The 19,346-nt window shown below is 44.3% G+C and carries 18 protein-coding genes; 1 reads left to right on the forward strand and 17 read right to left on the reverse strand.

Annotated features, from left to right (window positions below; genetic code table 11):
• Nucleotides 1-89: 89 nt before the first annotated feature.
• The 9 genes from OGM16_03185 to OGM16_03225 all read right to left on the reverse strand — a co-directional run bounded on the left by OGM16_03185 (nucleotide 90) and on the right by OGM16_03225 (nucleotide 9,919).
• Nucleotides 90-1,763, reverse strand: coding sequence for an ABC transporter substrate-binding protein (locus OGM16_03185; protein UYJ47290.1), 1,674 nt, complete (start codon nucleotides 1,761-1,763; stop codon nucleotides 90-92).
• Nucleotides 1,764-2,242: 479 nt separating this feature from the next.
• On the reverse strand, nucleotides 2,243-2,512 hold the full coding sequence (gene rpsR, locus OGM16_03190) for a 30S ribosomal protein S18 (GenBank protein ID UYJ47291.1): 270 nt from the start codon (nucleotides 2,510-2,512) through the stop codon (nucleotides 2,243-2,245).
• Between the two features lie 53 nt (nucleotides 2,513-2,565).
• A complete protein-coding gene (locus OGM16_03195; GenBank protein UYJ47292.1) occupies nucleotides 2,566-3,024 on the reverse strand; it encodes a single-stranded DNA-binding protein in 459 nt (152 codons plus the stop codon).
• A 48-nt stretch (nucleotides 3,025-3,072) separates the two neighbouring features.
• Complete coding sequence (gene rpsF, locus OGM16_03200) at nucleotides 3,073-3,360, reverse strand: 30S ribosomal protein S6 (GenBank protein ID UYJ47293.1); 288 nt, start codon at nucleotides 3,358-3,360, stop codon at nucleotides 3,073-3,075.
• A gap of 290 nt (nucleotides 3,361-3,650) precedes the next feature.
• The gene (pdxA, locus tag OGM16_03205; GenBank protein ID UYJ48384.1) at nucleotides 3,651-4,655 is read right to left on the reverse strand and encodes a 4-hydroxythreonine-4-phosphate dehydrogenase PdxA; all 1,005 of its coding nucleotides are present in this window, start codon (nucleotides 4,653-4,655) and stop codon (nucleotides 3,651-3,653) included.
• 189 nt (nucleotides 4,656-4,844) lie between these two features.
• Nucleotides 4,845-5,801, reverse strand: coding sequence for a 2-keto-3-deoxygluconate permease (locus OGM16_03210; GenBank protein UYJ47294.1), 957 nt, complete (start codon nucleotides 5,799-5,801; stop codon nucleotides 4,845-4,847).
• A gap of 32 nt (nucleotides 5,802-5,833) precedes the next feature.
• Complete coding sequence (locus OGM16_03215) at nucleotides 5,834-6,964, reverse strand: glycerate kinase (protein ID UYJ47295.1); 1,131 nt, start codon at nucleotides 6,962-6,964, stop codon at nucleotides 5,834-5,836.
• Between the two features lie 151 nt (nucleotides 6,965-7,115).
• Nucleotides 7,116-8,393: a nickel-dependent lactate racemase gene (gene larA, locus OGM16_03220; GenBank protein UYJ47296.1), complete on the reverse strand. Its 1,278-nt coding sequence runs from the start codon at nucleotides 8,391-8,393 to the stop codon at nucleotides 7,116-7,118.
• Nucleotides 8,394-8,698: 305 nt separating this feature from the next.
• Entirely contained in the window at nucleotides 8,699-9,919 is a 1,221-nt protein-coding gene (locus OGM16_03225) for a four-carbon acid sugar kinase family protein (GenBank protein ID UYJ47297.1), read from the reverse strand.
• Nucleotides 9,920-10,095: 176 nt separating this feature from the next.
• On the opposite strand from OGM16_03225, the gene OGM16_03230 reads away from it, so the two are divergent.
• Entirely contained in the window at nucleotides 10,096-11,916 is a 1,821-nt protein-coding gene (locus OGM16_03230; GenBank protein ID UYJ47298.1) for a PrpR N-terminal domain-containing protein, read from the forward strand.
• On the opposite strand, the gene OGM16_03235 is transcribed toward OGM16_03230, so the two are convergent.
• The 8 genes from OGM16_03235 to OGM16_03270 form a co-directional block, all read right to left on the reverse strand.
• A complete protein-coding gene (locus tag OGM16_03235) occupies nucleotides 11,906-12,115 on the reverse strand; it encodes a DUF951 domain-containing protein (GenBank protein UYJ47299.1) in 210 nt (69 codons plus the stop codon). The two genes, OGM16_03230 and OGM16_03235, sit on opposite strands and share 11 nt — an antisense overlap.
• A 33-nt stretch (nucleotides 12,116-12,148) precedes the next feature.
• The gene (locus tag OGM16_03240) at nucleotides 12,149-12,871 is read right to left on the reverse strand and encodes an NAD-dependent protein deacylase (GenBank protein ID UYJ47300.1); all 723 of its coding nucleotides are present in this window, start codon (nucleotides 12,869-12,871) and stop codon (nucleotides 12,149-12,151) included.
• Nucleotides 12,872-12,937: 66 nt separating this feature from the next.
• Entirely contained in the window at nucleotides 12,938-14,020 is a 1,083-nt protein-coding gene (locus tag OGM16_03245) for a GNAT family N-acetyltransferase (protein UYJ47301.1), read from the reverse strand.
• Nucleotides 14,021-14,247: 227 nt separating this feature from the next.
• Nucleotides 14,248-15,162, reverse strand: coding sequence for a phosphatidylglycerol lysyltransferase domain-containing protein (locus OGM16_03250; GenBank protein UYJ47302.1), 915 nt, complete (start codon nucleotides 15,160-15,162; stop codon nucleotides 14,248-14,250).
• Nucleotides 15,163-15,260: 98 nt separating this feature from the next.
• Nucleotides 15,261-16,844 (reverse strand): DUF3794 domain-containing protein, encoded by a 1,584-nt coding sequence (locus OGM16_03255; GenBank protein UYJ47303.1) that lies wholly within the window; start codon nucleotides 16,842-16,844, stop codon nucleotides 15,261-15,263.
• An 86-nt stretch (nucleotides 16,845-16,930) separates the two neighbouring features.
• Nucleotides 16,931-17,569, reverse strand: a complete 639-nt coding sequence (gene cysE, locus OGM16_03260; GenBank protein UYJ47304.1) for a serine O-acetyltransferase — start codon at nucleotides 17,567-17,569, stop codon at nucleotides 16,931-16,933.
• Nucleotides 17,570-17,724: 155 nt separating this feature from the next.
• Nucleotides 17,725-18,105 (reverse strand): protease complex subunit PrcB family protein, encoded by a 381-nt coding sequence (locus tag OGM16_03265; GenBank protein ID UYJ48385.1) that lies wholly within the window; start codon nucleotides 18,103-18,105, stop codon nucleotides 17,725-17,727.
• Between the two features lie 118 nt (nucleotides 18,106-18,223).
• Nucleotides 18,224-19,249: a branched-chain amino acid aminotransferase gene (locus OGM16_03270; GenBank protein UYJ47305.1), complete on the reverse strand. Its 1,026-nt coding sequence runs from the start codon at nucleotides 19,247-19,249 to the stop codon at nucleotides 18,224-18,226.
• Nucleotides 19,250-19,346 lie beyond the last annotated feature (97 nt).

Consider the following 19,346-nt stretch of genomic DNA (forward strand, 5'->3'; position numbering starts at 1 on the left):
ACTGATAAATAAAACCTGTTTCTTCAAACCTGTCTGCTCCTATTTTCCGCAACTGTTATCCAGCCATGGTATTTTCTGATCTGTATACTTTATTCCCAAGTCCACTGATCCACATTATTCACAATAGACCAGCCATGTCCATGTGGATGAAGCTTCTGGTCAGCTACATGAAGCCCATTTCTGGACCAGTAAAGATGATCAATGTTCACCAGCCAGATCCACGGGATATCCCCATCCTGGGTAACTCCGTTTTCACCATCCCACTGTGCTTTTTTCCAAAGATCATAGGACTCTTCCAGAGACTGGCTTTCAAGGGCCTGATCCATGTATTCGTCCACTTTTTTATTGGAATATGGGGAATACTCTGCAAAAGAGCCGTTCTGGGCTGTATGGTAAATATTGTAAAATTCCATTGGTGTATGGGCACCCCAGCCCCACATAAGAGGAGTAGACTGTGCTCTGTCATAAGCGGTATCCCAGCCTACGCCTTCAATGGACACCTGGATACCAAGTTCTTTTAACTGGTTGGCTGTATCTGCTGCCAGTGCCTGGCGGACAGAGTCACTTGCAGGATATAAAAGTGTAAAACCTGCCTGAACGCCATCTTTTTCCCTGATCCCGTCTTTTCCTTCCGTCCATCCGGCTTCTTCTAACAGGGCTTTTGCCGCTTCCGGGTCATAGGAAGTTTCAGAGTCCGGATTGTACCATGGCATCTTATCGCAGACACTGTAAGCAGGGCTGCCGTATCCATTTAACACATGCTCGATCATTTCTTCCCTGTCAATGCCCAGGTTAATGGCTCTGCGCACTTTTACATCACTAGTAAAATCATTCCCCGCTGCTACACCATCTCCGTTTACTGCACCTGAAGGAACAGCCGGAAGGTTAAATCCCCGGTTATCTACTGTTTTAAACGCTAAAAGATCATATCCATCCACAGCCAGGTCAGCATAAGAAGCTGCTGTGTATGCAAGATCTGCCTGTCCAGCCTGAACTGCCGCAAAAGCAGCATCTTCTTCCATAAACAGAACCGTTACCTGTTTCATTTTCGGAGCTTCCCCATAATAATCCGGGTTTGCCTCAAAGATCACCTGCTGTCCCTTATCCCACTGTTTCATAATATAACGGCCGGAACCAATAGGATGCTGTCCATAATCAGGTCCGTAAGCATGTTCCGGAAGGATACCTGTGATCGCCATGGTATATGGCCAGATGGAATAAGGCCGTTTCATATGAAATACCACGGTCACATCATCTGCAGCCTCTGCCTTATCCAGCATGGTAAAATCATTTACAGTGCTGTTATCCCGAAGCATATTGTAGGTAAACGCCACATCCTCTGCTGTCAGCCCTTCCCCGTCTGTAAATTTCACATCCGGGCGAATGGTCACAGTCCAGGTCAGACCATCCTCTGAAGTTTTCATATCTGTTGCCAGGTCATAACCGATGGTCAGATCCTTGTTAGTCACTGTCAATGTACTCTGGATCAGCGGTTCATGAACATGTTCCCCTGCACCCCAGCCATACACCGGATCAAAACCTGCCTCCGGCTCTGAGGACGGCCCCATGACTACAATAACAGAGTCTTTTTTCCCTGTATCTTCTGTCTGTGACTGATTCTTTTGCTCTTTGGTACTTTCAGCCTGCTGCTCTGTCTGTCCTGCTGTATTTCCTGTTGCATTTCCTTTTCCACAGCCTGCAAGACCTGCTGCCACCAGGACTGCTGTTATTGTTAATAAAACTTTTTTCCAGTTCTTTTTCACTTTCTTCTTTCTCCTTTCATGTTTAAACCTGACCGGTGATGCACCATCGGTACCTATACGATAAACGTACATGTCACTGGCGGGGACATCACCATAAATGAAACAGGAAGATATGAATCGCCCTTACTGTAGCGTTCACACCTTCCTGGTATGATTATCTTCCATAATTCCGTTTTAAATAATCGCTTTTTACACAATCCTGTTCATCAGGAGAAACTCCGGCTTCTGCCAAAACTGTATAGAATTGTAACACTCAGATAGCTTTTCGTCAACTTATACCAGCCATCTGGGTGTTACTTATTGAAACAATTATTATCTATGCCTTACATGGCCAGAATATATTTTTACTTTACTTTTTTGAATACATAATGCATCTGATCCCAGGTCAAAACATCAACCGTTTCTTCCAGACGTATAAAAAAGACCCTGCATGATCTCTCACGCAGAGTCCCAAAATATCTACATATTTTAATCAAATATTATTCGCAAACATATGGCATGAGTGCGATGTGGCGAGCGCGCTTGATAGCTACAGTTAAAGCTCTCTGATGCTTTGCGCAGTTGCCAGTGATACGACGAGGAAGGATTTTACCTCTCTCAGATACGTATCTCTTTAATTTGTTAGTGTCCTTGTAATCGATAACGCCGTTCTTATCACCACAGAAAACGCAAACTTTTTTTCTTCTGCGCATTCCGCCTGGTCTTCTCATCTTAGCGCCCTCTGGTCTGTCTGTTTTATTAAATGCCATTGGTGTTGTCCTCCTTTATTATTAACCATGGAACATATCCGGCATAATAGAGCCTAGTTGAACGGAAGTCCTTCGTCTTCAACTCCGTCCGGAATGTTCATAAACCCATCACCAATCGCGCTGGTAGGAGCCGGTCTCTGAGATGGAGCTGACTGTCCATAGCCGCCCATATCAGATGCCGCACCCTTACTGTCTGCGAATTCCTGGTCATCAAGGATGACTTCGGTGGTGTATACTCTCTGACCGTCCTTATTTACATAGCTGCCTGTCTGAAGCCTTCCGGAAACCAGCACACGCATGCCCTGACGGAAATACTTTTCTGCAAACTCACCTGCGCGGTCAAATGCCACACAGTTAATGAAATCTGCAGTCTGGTCACTTCCCTCCTGACCTCTGCGGCCTCTTCTGTCCACTGCAAGAGTGTATCTGGCAATTGCCATAGAACGCTCTCCCTGTGAATATCTTACTTCCGGATCTCTTGTTAATCTGCCCATTAAGATAACTCTGTTCATACGGTCACACTTCCTTTTTTAACTCCGTTTTCACGGTCTGGGTATTTCTTATGCCTCAGCCTTAACGCATAAGTATCTGATCACTGGTTCCATAATACGAACGTGAGCTTCTACTTCGTTAGGGCATACAGAATCGGACTCAAACTGGATGAAGTAGTAGTATGCTTCATGAGACTTCTGGATCTCATAAGCAAGTCTCTTCTTACCCCACTCATCTACGTTGGTCACAGTGCCACCGAAACGGGTGATGTAACCTTTTACCTTTTCGATTGCTGCTGCACGCTCTTCGTCTTCAAGCTTCACATTCAGAACAACGGTTAATTCGTACTTGTTCATCTTGTTTTACCTCCTTGTGGTCTCTGGCCCCTGCTTTCAGTTTCAGGAGCAAGGATTTAATATGTCACGAATAGTTATTCTAGCAAAAAAAGGTCTTAAATGCAAGACCTTTTCCATATTTTTTTTATTACAGTTCAGTCATAACGTTACTGTTCATGCGTTGCATGACCAGCAACGGAATTTGCCGTGGCTTCGCATTTAAATACGGCAAATTCCCGCTACCACTACGTTATCGTACGGCACTTTCGGTTCCAAAAGTGCCTACCATGTACAGTAACGTCATAACATCCTTACTTCTTATTATTTGCAAACATGACTGCATATTCAATAGAATTTCTAAGACTTAATTCACTTGCCTTACCGGTTCCAGCCTGGTCAAATGCAGTTCCGTGGTCTACAGATACTCTGATGATGGGCAGTCCTAAGGTAATGTTTACACCAGCCACTGCATCCCACGCTTTCTTCTCATGATTGTATACAAAGCCTACTACCTTTAACGGGATGTGGCCCTGGTCATGGTACATGGCAACTACAATGTCGTACCAGCCGCCTCTTGCCTTGGAAAATACTGTATCCGGCGGTACAGGTCCGTCTGCATTGATGCCTTCTGCCTTTGCTGCCTCAATTGCAGGGATGATCTCATCGATCTCTTCTCTTCCAAACAAACCGTGTTCACCACTGTGTGGGTTTAAACCAGCTACGCCGATCTTTGGCTCCTTAATGCCCAGATCCTTACATGCCTTATCCGCAATACGGATCACATCTAATACACGCTGCTTCTTTACGCGGTCACAGGCTTCACGCAGGGAAACATGGGTAGAAACATGGACTACACGTAAATTTTCATGCGCCAGCATCATAGTATAGTTCTTAGTTCCGGTCATATCTGCGTAGATCTCTGTATGTCCGGAATAATGATGTCCTGCAAGATTTACTGCTTCTTTATTAAATGCATTGGTAACAGTAGCGTCTACCTTTTTATCCATAGCCAGTTCAATGACCTTTGTTACATATTTAAAAGCGGCATCTCCGCACATAGCGGAAACTTCCCCTCTTTTTAACTGTGCCATATCAACCAGCCCCATATCCAGCACATCAATGGTCCCGTATTCATATTTTGCCTCTGAAACATCTTTAATGGCATTGATCTTCATTTCTGTATGTCCTACGACCGGAAGTGCTGCTTCCATTACGCTGGCATCGCCTACTACTACCGGGTTGCACAGGTCATATAAAGACTTATCTGCAAATGCTTTTACGGTGATCTCCGGTCCGATGCTGGCCGGATCCCCCATGGTGATACCCACGATCTTCTTTTCGCTCATATCTGCCTCCTGAAAAATGGAATGATGATTTTTCTCTATTTACTATACCACATCTACCTAAAAATGGTATATGCCAGCAAACAGGACCGGATGCTTCCACCCGGTCCCACTTATCTTACAGCCAAACCAGCTGTACTTATTCTTTTATTATCTATTTACTTATTTTGCTGCTCTGCGCTTATCCTCAAGCTTATGGAGCCATGATACAAGAATCGGGCAGCAGATAGCGGTTACGATGATAGCTGCAGTAATCTGGGCAGTTGCTGCTTCAGATACTGCAAGTAAGGTTGCATCTACAGCTGCTACAGATGCAGGAGTTGCTGCTGCATTTCCTGCTGTTGTACCAATAGCACCACCAACTTCCGGATGATCCATTCTTAACAGCTTGTATACAAGGTATCCAACCAGACCTGTAATAAGAGTACAGCCAACACCTAAAAGGATTCCAGGGCCACCTGCCTTGATCAGGTTCATGATGTTTAAGCCAGCGCCCAGAGGGAATGCGAAAAATGGGATCAGCATAGAAGCACCTGGTTCGCAGAACTTGCGGATGTCTTCATCTAAGTTACCCATGATACAGCCAACGATTACAGGAATGATACAGCCTACAAGTACGGACATTGGGATCTTTGCAACACCAGCAGCACCTAAAGCTACCATGGTAAAGAAAGGACCATCGTTGATAGAAAGGATAGAAACAGCACCTACGTCTGTTGCATCACCATACTCACCAGCTAATGCTGCGTACAGACCACCATTGGAGTTTGCCAGGGCACCTACGATCGCCAGTGTGGACAGTCCCAGGAAACCTGCTTCGCCAAACAGCTTACCACAGATCAGACCAATGATAATACCAACACCAACTTTAACAGCGGTAATTACAACGCCTTTATAAACGGTAACGCCTGCTTTTTTGAAGTTGATGGTTGTTGCATTACAGAAAATGAACACTGCCAGGATCGGCATTGCACCTGATTTCCAAAGGTATGTAGTAAATGTACCATCAAACATGGTCCAGATCGTACCGCCAAAAAATGTATTAATAATTGCACCTAACAGCAACGGAACTACCATTAAACCACCAGGAATTTTTTTCACGCTTTTCAGAATGTTCATTCTAGTATCCCCCTTATGTTAAATTATATTTTTTATTTTGCAGCGATCAGTCTTAAAACGTTATCTACTGTATAAGCCAGGTTCTCCTTGCTGTGATGACGGCTTATGGAGAAGTCCTGAGGCAAACGGTTGATAGGGAATACGGCAGTTACACCCATTTCGTATGCCTTATCGATCTCTGCATCATCTGCACCGCCTACAACAGCGATCACATTTTTATCCTGTTTCTTTGCACGCTCTGCAATACCGATCACAACTTTGCCGCGAAGACTCTGGGAATCCAGCTTTCCTTCACCGGTGATAATGTAATCAGCATCACTGATCATTTCATCAAACTTTACAGTGTCCAGAACCGTCTGGATGCCCATCTGCAGACGGGAGCCAAAGAAAGCGATCATGCCTGCGCCCATAGCGCCTGCTGCGCCGGTTCCCGGAACTTCACTGATGTCTTTGCCAATTGCTTCTGTAATAGCACGGCTTAAATTCTTGATACCTTCATCCAGCTCCAGTACCATTGCCTCATCAGCGCCCTTCTGCGGTCCGAAGATGTGGGATGCGCCGGTTGGCCCGTACATTGGGTTGTCAATATCACACATGGTAACGATCTCAACTTTATTTAAGATCTCTGCCTTGCCGCTTAAGTCGATCTTACAGATATCTGCGGTAGTTCCGCCGGTTGGAACGAATTCCTTTCCGTCTTTGTCATAGAATTTAACGCCAACTGCTGCTGCTGCACCGCAGCCACCGTCATTGGTACTGGATCCGCCCAATCCTACAATAATCTTTTCCACACCGCTTTCAGCTGCTGCCAGGATCAGCTGTCCAACACCATATGTAGTTGTTTTTCTCGGATTCTTGCGGTCTTCTACTAATGGAAGTCCTGCACAGGAAGCCATTTCGATCACTGCGGTCTTGCCTTCATTGATCAGGCCATAGTAGGAATCCATATCTTCAAAATATGGGTTTTTAACCTTTACAGTTACCTTGCTGCCACCTAAAGCGGTAATAAATGCATCTACAGAGCCTTCGCCGCCGTCTGCTACAGGAACGCAGGCTGTTTCAGCTCCAGGAAAATGTTTTTCTACTTTTTCCTTTGCGATCTCGCAGATCTGCTCAGAACTTAAAGTTCCCTTAAAGGAATCAGGAATGAGAACAAATTTCATGTCTGTCTTTCTCCTTTTTCTTTATATGTACTCTCGGAATCCTTTTATACCTGATTTTGTGAGAAAAACTCCGGGAGTACATTTATTTCACCTGTCTGGAAACACACCAGAAAGCCTGCTTCCAGACATTTCAGAGTTTAAAGTTGATCCATTACTCTCTGACGATAACAGATACGCCATCCGGGATAACAGTTACCTTGTAGTCTTCCTTCTTAACAATAGCTTTTGCCTTTTCCAAAGCTTCTTCCATGCTGTGTGCAGGAACCATGTGCAGATCTTCTACTAACTGGTCATCGCAGGAAGATACAAATACTACAGTTGCCTTTAACAGCAGTCTTGCAAAGATCTGGGACTGCCACTGGTCGATAATAGTCTCTTCCGGCTTTCTGTCAAGGAAGGTCTTCATCATACGGTTCAGATCCTTCTCATCGCGGAAGGTTTCATGGAAGTATTTTCCGCCGTGTCCATCAGCTGCCTTGGAAAGCATGATGATAACGCCGCCTTCTTTTACAGTTGCCTCAGCTGCAGTCATACCCTTTACAGACTGATAAATGTTCTGGTCCAGAGGATATCCGCCGTTGGTAGAGATAACGATATCTGCCGGAATTGCATCTACCTGGCACTTGGAAGCTAAGAACTCACGTCCAACTCTGTGAGCCAGATCACAGTCACCGGCTACTGCAAAAATAGGATCATGTGCTGCATCAATAACTACATTTACGATGAAATCCAGTCTTGCTGCTCTTGCTGCATACAGCATATCATTGTGGATCGGGTTTCCTTCAACAACACCGGTACGTGCATGAGGATCATTAATAAATCCGGAGTTGTGGTTGTACATAACAGTCTCGCGGCTTGCAACGCCTGGAAGAATACTCTTTCTGCCGCCGGAGAAGCCTGCGAAGAAGTGTGGCTCAATAAAGCCTTCTGCTACTAACAGGTCTGCTTCTGCTGCCAGACGGTTAATGATCAGATTGCCGCCAGATGGAAGCTTGCCAAGGTATACCAGGTTGTCCTTGTCATCGCAGTCATGAACTATGATCTTCTCATTTGCCATGATCTCAGGACCAAATTTTGCTGCCAGCTCTTCTTTGGTAGTTGTTCTGTGAAGACCGGTTGAAATAAGAATGGTAATATCAGCATCAGGATTGCCCTTACGGATCTCAGCTAAGATCAGAGGCATCATGATGTGGCTTGGAACAGGTCTTGTATGGTCAGAAGAAATAACAACTACCTTCTTCTTTCCAACTGCCATATCGCACAGTCTTGGAGTTCCAATGGGATGCTCCAAAGCATCCTGAACCAGCTCTGCCCCGCTCTTTGGCGCCTTGTAGCTGTGAAGTTCAGATAACAGCACACCTGCCAGATGCTCATCCTCGATCTTTGCTGTTAATTTTTCTTTTCCATAAGGTAATAAAAATTCTTTCATCTCTGCTTCCTCCTGTTTTAAATGAATGATTAAATCGTTAAGTTTTACGTTTTTTATTGCTTTATATGTTATGATACCAGGGTCAAAAGGTCATAAATCCGATGCAAGCTTGCTTGCAGGAGGATTTTTGAACTTGGGACCCGCCAAAAACATGAGTAAGAAGCCATTTTTTGAAGAAAAATGAGCGGATTACGAATGTTTTTAGAATTGCGGGAGTGCAAAGCACGTAGCAATTCGGTATCAGAGGGGTCAAAATACCTTTTGACCCCAACATCATGTTATATAAGGGTCATGATTTGATCATTTTATGCTTCTTTGATCTTGCGCAATGCAAATGCAGCTGCATCATCAGCTCCAAAAGCGCCTGCCTTTGTTACCAGCTTCATTCCTTCGTACTTTCCGCCCTTTACCTGCACTAATGGGATACCTACGCGGATCTCAGAAAGGATCTGGGAACCGTCTGCTTCGATGTTCATCAGCGTTCCAAGGGCTGTATCACCACCTGTAAGGAATACACCGGAAACCTTTACCTGTTCCAGGATCTCCATTGCCAGACGACCAACTATGGAACGTACCTTATCACCAGTCTCTACAGGGCCAAGTCCTAACGCCTCACCAGCTTCAAAGGAAAGCTCCAGTTCGCTTCTGTCATAGGCTGTATTGGTAAGAAGAATGGTATCTTTACCTGCCTTTAAAGAATCTACCACTTCCTTCAGGTAACACTCTGTATCCTCTTTTCCGGACAGAATATCATGCATAGGAAGCTTTACCATTTTAATCCCGGCTTCTTCGCAGTATTTCATCTGCCGGTTAGTCACGGTGCTTACACTTGCAACCACTCCCAGCGCCGGAAGAGACGGCCGTTCCAGTTCCATCAGATTATCAGCCAGTCCTGCTGTGCCGATATAAAGCACCTTTTTTCCTGTTTTTGCAACTGCCTTTAAAACTTTCTTTAAATCATCATTGCAATCTGCATCGCATACATAAATGCGGCCTTCTGTAAAATCAAGATCATCGCTTCTCACATCCGGGAGTCTTTTTAAAATGACCTTTTCTTCATAATATCTTCCCAGCATCCTTACCAGATCATCTTCTACTACCGGGTTCTTAGGATCGCTGGCAAGCTCCGTGCGGCAGATCTCTACGCCGTTTAAACACTGCACCCCGTCTACAGTCGTTCTCTTTAAATCCGGAAGAGCCGGTGCAAAGATCATTAATTCCGGTTTGAAATGTTCATCTACTGCCTTGATTTCTGCTGCAATATTTCCTCTCATGGTGGAATCAACTTTTTTGATCACATAGCGGAAGCTGCCAAAATCCACATCTTCCAGTGCATGGGACACTATCTCATATGCATGATCAGGATGAACCGTTCTGGACTCTGTATCAATGACAATAGATCTGTCTGCACCCATCGGCTTTCCGCAAAACAGCACTTCTGTTGGAAAACCTCTTCTGCGCAGCTGGACGCCGGTATCATTAGCTCCGGTAAAATCATCTGCAATGATCAGGTATCTTTCTTCCAACCATTTCACCGCCTTTCTAATTGTTCATTTTTGAAACACTTTTGTGAGAGTTCATATTTTTTTTAGATTTATTTCTCGTTCGTTTTATATTCTACACGGTTTTGTCTTTCTATTTCAATGAATTTGTTGTATAATATGTTTAAATTTGTAACATTTATAAATGTGAGGTGCCCTAAATGATAAAAAAAATCCGTATACTGGGAATTGCCCCCTATAAAGGACTTGCTACTCTTATGAAACAATGTGCCCTGCAGTACCCTGAGATTGAGTTTACCGCCTATGCAGGAAGCATGGAACAGGGACTTGCCCTTGCAAAACGCTACAGCGAACATTATGACGTTATCATCTCCCGTGCAAACACAGCCAAGATGATCTCCCAGTCTGTACATATCCCGGTCATCGATATTGGTATTGGCTATTATGATGTACTGCGCTGTATTAAAATGGCCCAGAATACCGGGACCAAATTTGCCCTTTTAGGCTTCCAGTCCCTGACTGTCATCGCAAAAAACCTCTGCGATCTTCTCCAGATCCATGTAGATATTTTCTCCTTCTCCGTAGATAACTGGAAAGGCTCCGGCGATCTTCTGGACCGTATGAAGGAACAGGGCTATAAAACTGTAGTCTGCGATATGATCCCTTATGACCATGCAAAAATGATCGGACTTACACCTATCCTTCTTACTTCCAGTGCAGAAAGTGTAAAACAGGCCATTGAAAATGCTATTGGCACCTGGCAGCAGTACCAGAAGCTGTGCAATTCCAATGCCATGATGCAGTCCCTGATCCGCAGCAGCTCCAACCAGTATCTGATCCTGGATCTGGAAGGCCGTTGCCATTATTCCACAGTCAATGATGAAAAAGAGGAGGAATTTATCCAGAGCCTGCAAAAAGAGCTTGGAAAATGCCGCACTTCCTCCAGGCGTTCTTTCTTTATCACACTGGGAAACCAGCTGTATTCCGTCCGCTCCAGCCTGGCTGAGGAAGGGGATTTCCCTTATATCATCTTCCGCATCATGTTATCCAAGATTCCTTTAAGCCACTCTAAATACGGCATTACCATTATGGATAAAGAACAGGCATTACAAAGCTTTATTGAAAGCTTTTACAGCAATACAGAACTATCCCGCAGTGCTGCCGCTGCCATGGATCAGTCAGGTTCTTCTTCAGTCCCTCTTATGATCACCGGAGAGATCGGTACAGGCAAAGACCGTGTAGCTTATCTCCACTATGCAAAGAGCCAGTTTAATGATGAACCGCTTTACGTTGTAAACTGTTCCATGTTAAATGATAAAACCTGGAATTTTCTGATCAATCATTACAACTCTCCTTTTACAGACAACGGAAATACCATTTACATCTCCAATCTGGGCGTTTTGTCCCATCAGCGGCAGAAACAGCTGTTATCCATCATACTGGACACCAACCTGCACATCCGCAACCGTCTGATCTTTTCCTGTACCCAGGCAAAGGACGGTCATATGCCCCATGCTGCATTGGAGTATACCAATATGCTGGGGTGTGTGCCTCTTCCTATCAAGCCTTTACGGGAGCAGAAAAATGACATTGTTCCTTCAGCCGCCCTTTATATTGATACATTGAACCAGAATCTGGGCCGCCAGGTGGTAGGACTGGAAGACGGGGCCGCAAAGCTTCTTATAGAATATGACTATCCATGTAACCGCACCCAGTTTAAACGTATATTAAAAAAAGCAGTACTGGAAACCAGCACTGCCTATATATCCCGTGATACAATTGAAAAAATATTAAAAGAAGAGTCCGCCTTTTTCCCGGATGACCATGAAGCGCATATGATAACACATTCCAAAGCGCTTCCTGAAAAAGAAGACTTTTCCCTAAACTTAGAACAGCCTCTTGACCGCATCAATCAGGACATTGTCCAGCATATTTTAAACAGCTGCAATGGAAACCAGACAGCTGCAGCAAAGAAGCTGGGGATCAGCCGTACCACTTTATGGCGCTATATCAACCGGTGATCCCATCTTTTTTCTTTAACCCTTTTGTATTCTTCTCCACCAGTCTGCGGGCTACCATGATCTGGTGCCCGCAGCCGGTGCATTTTAAGCGAAAATCCGCTCCTACTCTTAAGATCTCCCACTCACTGCTTCCACACGGGTGGGGCTTTTTTAATTTTACGATATCTCCTACTTCATAGTTTAAACGTTCTTCAGGCATATTCTTTTTCTCCTGTCTGTACCAAAATATCTATTATTCCACAACTGCTCCCAGCACCTTTCCGATGCTGTCAGAGATCACCAGATCTGCCTGGGAATCTCTGGAAGTTACGCTTTTATTGATCAGAACCAGTTTACTGCCTCTGTAATAGTCAATAAGACCTGCTGCCGGATAAACTACAAGGGAAGTGCCGCCAATGATCAGCATGTCTGCATTGCGGATATAGTCAATAGATTTCCGGATCGTACGGTCATCCAGTCCTTCTTCATAAAGGACTACATCCGGTTTGATGCGGCCGCCACAAGAGCAGGTGGGAACGCCTTCACTGTTTCTTACATAGTCCAGATCATAAAACTGGCCGCAGCGGGTGCAGTAATTTCTGTGTACAGAACCATGAAGCTCCAGCACTTCTTTGCTTCCTGCCATCTGGTGAAGACCGTCAATGTTCTGGGTAATCACAGCCTTTAATTTTCCTTCCTGTTCCAGTTTTGCAAGAGCTTTATGGGCTGCATTCGGTTTTGCATCAGGAAACAGCATGCGGTCTTTATAGAAGCGGTAAAATTCTTCCGGATTCTGTATGTAAAAGCTGTGGCTGATGATCCGTTCCGGCGGATATTTATATTTCTGGTTATACAGCCCGTCTACACTGCGAAAATCCGGTATGCCGCTTTCCGTGGAGACACCAGCTCCGCCAAAGAATACAATGTTGTCGCTTTCATTGATCCAGTCTTTTAACTGCTGCCATTTTTCATCCATATGCGTTTCCTCCTATAAAATGTAATGTACTCTCGGAATCTTTTTGTACTTGATTTTGCGAGAAATTTACACTACTTCATCCAGAAATACTCCTCGCAACGTCCTCACATACTCTGTCCAGAACGGTGGTGCAACACCTGATATCTCTTCTAAGGGCCTATACCCAAAGATCCACTGTGCAAGCTCATCAATGTTGATCTCCAACACCTCACTTGAAGACAAAATCGCCTGTTCGCTGCCTTCTGCTTCTGTCTGCAGCCCCAGTCCAATCATCCGCTCCAGTGTACCTCCATTTTTTTCCAGTTTCCACAGCCAGCGGCCTTCATTTTCCGGTATAATGGGATCCTTTATGGAAAGAACCGCCTGAAATCTGTCTTCCGGCGCATTCTCATTTAAACCGATGACCTCCAGTAGTGCTTTTATATCTGTGATCCGGGCCATGATCGCCGGGTGCGTATCTGACGGTTCGATTTCAGATAAGGTGTAATAAAACCGCTCTTCTCTCTTTCCAAGTCCCCACCAGGCTTCCAATGCATGAAGTTTTCCGTCTTTTTCATACCAGCCGGTCACTTCTCCTGCTTCGCTTTCAAGCTCTTTTTTAAGAAGCTCCATATAAGCCTTATCTCTTACTGCATAAACTTCATAATGCTTCTCAAGCCAATCATTCATCCAGTGAGCTGCTGTTTCTGCCTTTTTTGCCAGATCCACAGGGCACTTTTCCAGATCTTTTTCCGGTTCGTCCTCTGGTTTCCACACCGGCTGGTCATAGATAAAGGCAAACTGGAAAGGGCGGTAGATCGTCTCTGCGGCAGGCATCAGGAAACAGAAAGGCTTTTTCTCCTGATTTAAATCCCGAAGCATTTTATAAAGGACCTGGCGCATATAGCCTTTATGACGCTGGTCTGCAGCCGTGGCCACGCCTACAATATAAGGCAGTTCCCATTTTTTTCCATTTACAGAGATCATATATGGATTTAAATGAGCCATGGTCAAAAGCTTCCCTTCCTCTCCTTCTATGGCAAGCACTTTACTGCCTGGGAGTTTTTCAGAAAAATAATAATCTGCAAAGCTTTTTGAATCTTCCGGAAATGCTTCTTCCCATAAGAGTCTGCATTTTCCGTATTCACTTTTATCTAAATATCGTACCACATCCACCTCTTTCTGCCCAGTACAGCAGCCTTATTGAATGGAATTTATGTTACAGTTCAGCCATGCGCTGGTTTGAATGAGAAAGTGTGTTGCAAGCTTGCTTGCATAAGCACTTTTTCTTCCAAATCAGCATATGCTTGAACCACCAAGCTTCTTGTTTTCATGAATATGGAAACAAGAAGATGTAATGACTGAACTGTAACGAATTTATCTTAATTTCTGTAAACTCAATATTTCTTCTTAACGGAGTATTTTCTTGCAAAATCCACCGGATAATAGCTCATCTTCGCTTTGCGCAGTCCCGGCATGCCTACATCATCTTCTCTGTTTACTAACGCCACATTCGGAAATTCATGGACTAAGAACTGCTGGTTGATGAACTGATACAGGCCATTGATCTCAGGATCCGCCTTTTCAATATGGATCACTGCCATATTTTCCCGCTCATTTAAGCTTCCCACTGTAAATGCCTTTAATTCCCCGTCAATATAAACACCGGCCATTGGCACATTAAAGGCAGAGCAGTTTTTTAAAATATCATGGATACCGGCTACTTCGTAATCCAGGGAAATCTCATTTTCATAAGACTCTACTTTCTGCTGTCTCCATTTTTCCATAAACTGCCACACTTCCTGACGGTCAGAACAGCAGATCCTGCGGTATTCATATCTGCCTTCGTAGGTTTTTAAGAAGCCGTTTAAACGGTTTTTCTTCTTGTGGAGCTTCTTTCCTGCCAGTGTACGCATGGCATTTCCATCGTAAAGATAATCTTTTAAGTCATCTAATTCTGTTACTTCAAACTTTTCCGGATCCAGATCCAGATATTCTACAGCTTCTGCGTCAGCCAGAGAAATATAGAAAGGTTTATGGAGTACATTGTCAAAATAATCTACCATCTGATAGAAGAAATGCGGAAGATCTTCCTCTTTGCAAAGCGGCATGGCACTTGAAAGAATGCCATCTTTTTCCATAAGCCATAAAGCAGCCCGGTCTTCGCTGACCGCACATTTTACCTTATAGTAATCTTTCCATAAAAAAGAGTCCAGGAATACGCTGTCACAGGTCCTATTGGGCCTGAGACCATAAAAAGGGTGCAGCCTGGACATATCTTCAGCCTCTACAGGCTTAAAATTCAAATTCATTTCGTACCTCATTTCTTTTTTCGTTTGCAGATACTATGATAGCACATATTTCATTTATCTTACATTACTTTTTTTCTTCATAACTCCAGAAAGTCCTTCTACACTCCCACCTCTTTTACCAGAAGCAGTCTCTGGCCCGCCTTGATCTGCTCTCCCGGAAGTTCATTGGTGGTAATGATATTTCCCATAGTGGTATGGAATTTTTTTGCAATATCCCACAGTGAGTCACCTTCCTGTACAATGTATCCAGCTATGCCGGGAAGTGCCTGCAGTGCCTTTAGATCCAGCGGTTCTTCTTTTACTCCTGTGATCACAGTTTCCGTTACAGGTTCTAATATCATAAAATCAAGGGCTGCAGCTGCCCTGATCTCCACAGTATCATTCCCGGTCATAAGTGCTGCCAGCTGCTCTAAGGCTGTATCCAGCTGATACACACTGTTTTTTGTAATACCAGATGCCTGGGCACTGCATTTAAAGGGGATCTGGCGGGAAACAGAGCGGACCGGTGCTTTATCATCACTGGTAAGATAAAGAATGGTCACATCTAATACCCCCTCTATCAGCAGACTGTTTTCCTGAGGCTCTGCCTCATCCAGCTGGATGCTTCCCTGGGTATGGCAGATCTGTAAAATGCGTTCTGACTGCCCCAGATGTATTTTCTCCACGATCCGGGGTTTGCATACATTTTTGGCGATCAGCCGCTCGTATTGAAGTTTTTTTGTCTCCGGGATCAATTTACTGCTGTTGGAATACATATCCCGGATCAGGGTTTCCTCTTTTTCTTCGTATAACCTGATATCCAGTTCCAGTACCACATCCACGTCCAGCTCCCGCATCTGTCCCTCTGCATCCGGCTTTACTTCTATTTCCCCGTGAGACAGCCTCACAGATACCTGTGGGATCTGGCCTTCATGGGCCTGGGATATCTCTATATCCCCGGAAAATGGCAGCACCTCTTCCATCCACTGTACCGGCATGTTTTCTTCCTCTGTTTCATAAATAACAAATACATTTAACTGGCCTTCCAGATACAGACGTCCCTCTAAAGGCTTTACCGTCTGATTTCCAATATGGATCTCCTTCCATAAAAGCCTGGCAATATCCGGTCTTCCTCCTGTAACAGCTGTATTCTCCCGGATACGGTAGGTATCTTTCCTGTGTAATGCCAGCACCACCGGTGAGATGATCCCAGTCCTTACTTCCGGCACATCTTTTTCCGGTATCATGCCGCCTTCTGTCCCGGACATTTTCACATCAGAAGCTGCATATGCATTTTCCTCTCCTTCTGCCCGTATCTCCACTGTAATAACTGCCTGGACTCCCAGCTTCCTGGAATTGATCATTTCTGCCTTCATATCCTCCAGGATCCAGCTTGTTGTTACATCATCCCCCTCCTTAAGACCGGGTACATTTACCATTTCTTCAAAAGGAATATTACCTCCTAAAGTCTCCAGACCGCCATTTTCCTTCCTGTAAAGGACCGCAAATTCCATTTTTCCTTTTATGGTCATTTTCTCATCCTGGATTCTCCCATTTTCCCCAAGGATCCTTGCATTATCTAAAATAACTTGATCCATATCCTCTAATGTGTCCGGAACGATAAAATCTTCATCCAGAGTGATCTGGGTCACTGCATTTCCTTTCCACTGGTTCATATGTATCTGTTTCTTTATTAATTCCATAAAAAACACCTGCCGTTTTCATAGTCTTTTACGAAAGTCTATGCGGACAACAGGTGTTTTATACTTAAATATATTTCCTGAACCTTTTACTGTTTCTCCAGTTTTTCCTTTAACTGACGGATTTCTTCTTCCATCTGGGACATACGCTCTTTCATCTGCTCATATTCTTCCAAAGTCATAGTCTCTTTCCGTCTTGGAATGGTCACTCCGTCCTTTTTAATCGGTCTTGCCGGGATACCAACAGCTGTTACATTGTCTTCCAGCGGTTTTAAAAGCACTGCGTTGGCAGCAATGGAACAGTTGTCACCCACTTCAAATGCACCTAATATCTTGGCTCCGGCACCAACCATTACGTTGTTTCCAAGAGTAGGATGACGCTTGCCCTTCTGGGTTCCTACACCACCCAGAGTGACACCCTGATAAATGGTACAGTTATCGCCAACCACCGCTGTTTCACCAATGACTACACCCGAACCATGATCAATAAGAATGCCATGGCCTAACTGTGCTCCCGGATGGATCTCGATCAGGGTGAAAAATCTGGCGATCTGTGAGATCAGTCTGGCTATAAAAAACATCTTATGCTTATAAAACCAGTGTGCAAACCGGTGCCAGATCAGTGCATGGATCCCCTGATACAAAAGCAAAACTTCCAGAGCGCTTCTGGCCGCCGGATCCCGTTCCTGTACTGCCTTAATGTCCAGCCAAATATCTTTAAATATCATAATACTGCTCCCTTCTGAAAATGATGGATTAGTACATCGTTTCGAAAATGATGTACCAGTATAGCATATGAACAATTTCCAGAAAAGAGTGTTCACACCAATTTCTGCTTTTTTAGTTACCTTTTAGTTACAGTCATGGCTGAACTGTAACATTTTTACCGGAACACAACCGGCAGTTCCAAAAGTTCTGTTTTTACCACAATATAAGGGCTGGAGCTTTCTGTTCCTGTATTTTCTCCTGTTTCCGGTCCTTTTAACTCTGTATCAATAACAATGGAATTCCCCGTCAGATACAGTTCATTAACACTGATGCTGTATCCGCCGCCTTCCTGTGGCCCATATCCAACAGCTATGTACAGATTTTCATCTGTAGAATAAGTCATTTTAAAGGGAGCTGATGTTTTCTGGGCGATCAGCGTCTGTAATTCCTGTGGAAGTTCACTGTCCGAAACAGGCATGATCTCCAGATCACGTACTTTCTCCTCTTTTTTGTCCAGAATGCTGCAGCCGGATAAGAGCAGGGAAAATACTGTCATCCAGATGCAGACTTTACATAATAAATCCTTTACTTCTTTCACAAAATATCTCCCGGATATACTGTTACAACAATATATCCGGGAGATATGATATCTATGTCTGTCTGTTTAATATCTATCAGCAGATCTTTCTGATCCAGCCTTCCGGAGCTTCAATACGTCCCATCTGGATACCGGTTAAAGTATCATACAGCTTCTTGATCACTGGTCCCATTTCGTCCATGCCGCTTGGGAAACAGATTTCTTTGCCGTGGTCTACTACCTTGCCAACAGGGGAGATAACTGCTGCAGTACCGCAAAGTCCGCACTCAGCGAAGTCACCTAACTCAGACAGTTTAACCGGTCTCTGAGTAACCTTTAAACCAAGATAATGCTCTGCAACGTATACCAGAGAACGTCTTGTAATAGAAGGAAGGATAGAATCAGACTTAGGAGTAACAACCTCGCCATCCTTTGTTACAAACAGGAAGTTTGCACCGCCGGTCTCCTCTACATAAGTTCTGGTTGCCGGATCCAGGAACATGTTCTCATCAAATCCATTTGCATGTGCTACTTCATGTGCATGAAGGCTCATTGCGTAGTTCAGACCAGCTTTTACATGGCCTGTTCCGTGAGGTGCTGCACGGTCAAAGTCGCTGACACAGATAGTGATCGGCTTAGCGCCGCCCTTGAAGTATGGTCCAACTGGTGTAACAAACATTCTGAACTGATATTCATGGGATGGCTTAACACCGATAACAGGACCTGAAGCAAACATATATGGACGGATGTATAAGGTTGCGCCGCTTCCGTAAGGCGGAACCCACGCTGCATTTGCCTTAACAACCTGATCCAATGCATCTAAGAATTTTTCCTTAGGGAATACTGGCATTTCCAGTCTCTCGGCAGAAGTCATCATACGTTCTGCATTCATATCAGGACGGAAGGTAACGATGCTTCCATCTTCTGTTGTATAGGCCTTTAAGCCCTCGAAGCATTCCTGGCAGTACTGTAAGATACCTGCACACTCATTAATCGTAACATTGGAATCAGCGGTCAGAGTTCCCTCGTCCCATGCTCCATCTTTATAATTTGATACATAACGCATATCAGTTGGCATATATGCAAAACCAATATTTGCCCAGTCAAGATTTTTCTTTTCCATGATCTTATATCCTCCGTTTCTTTTACTCAGATTTTCTCGGAATCTTTCTGTCTAAAACCTAAAATGCCTTACTATTTTTGACCGCTGTAACTAATTT

It is taken from the genome of Lachnospiraceae bacterium, assembly GCA_025758065.1.
Taxonomy (GTDB): domain Bacteria; phylum Bacillota; class Clostridia; order Lachnospirales; family Lachnospiraceae; genus Enterocloster.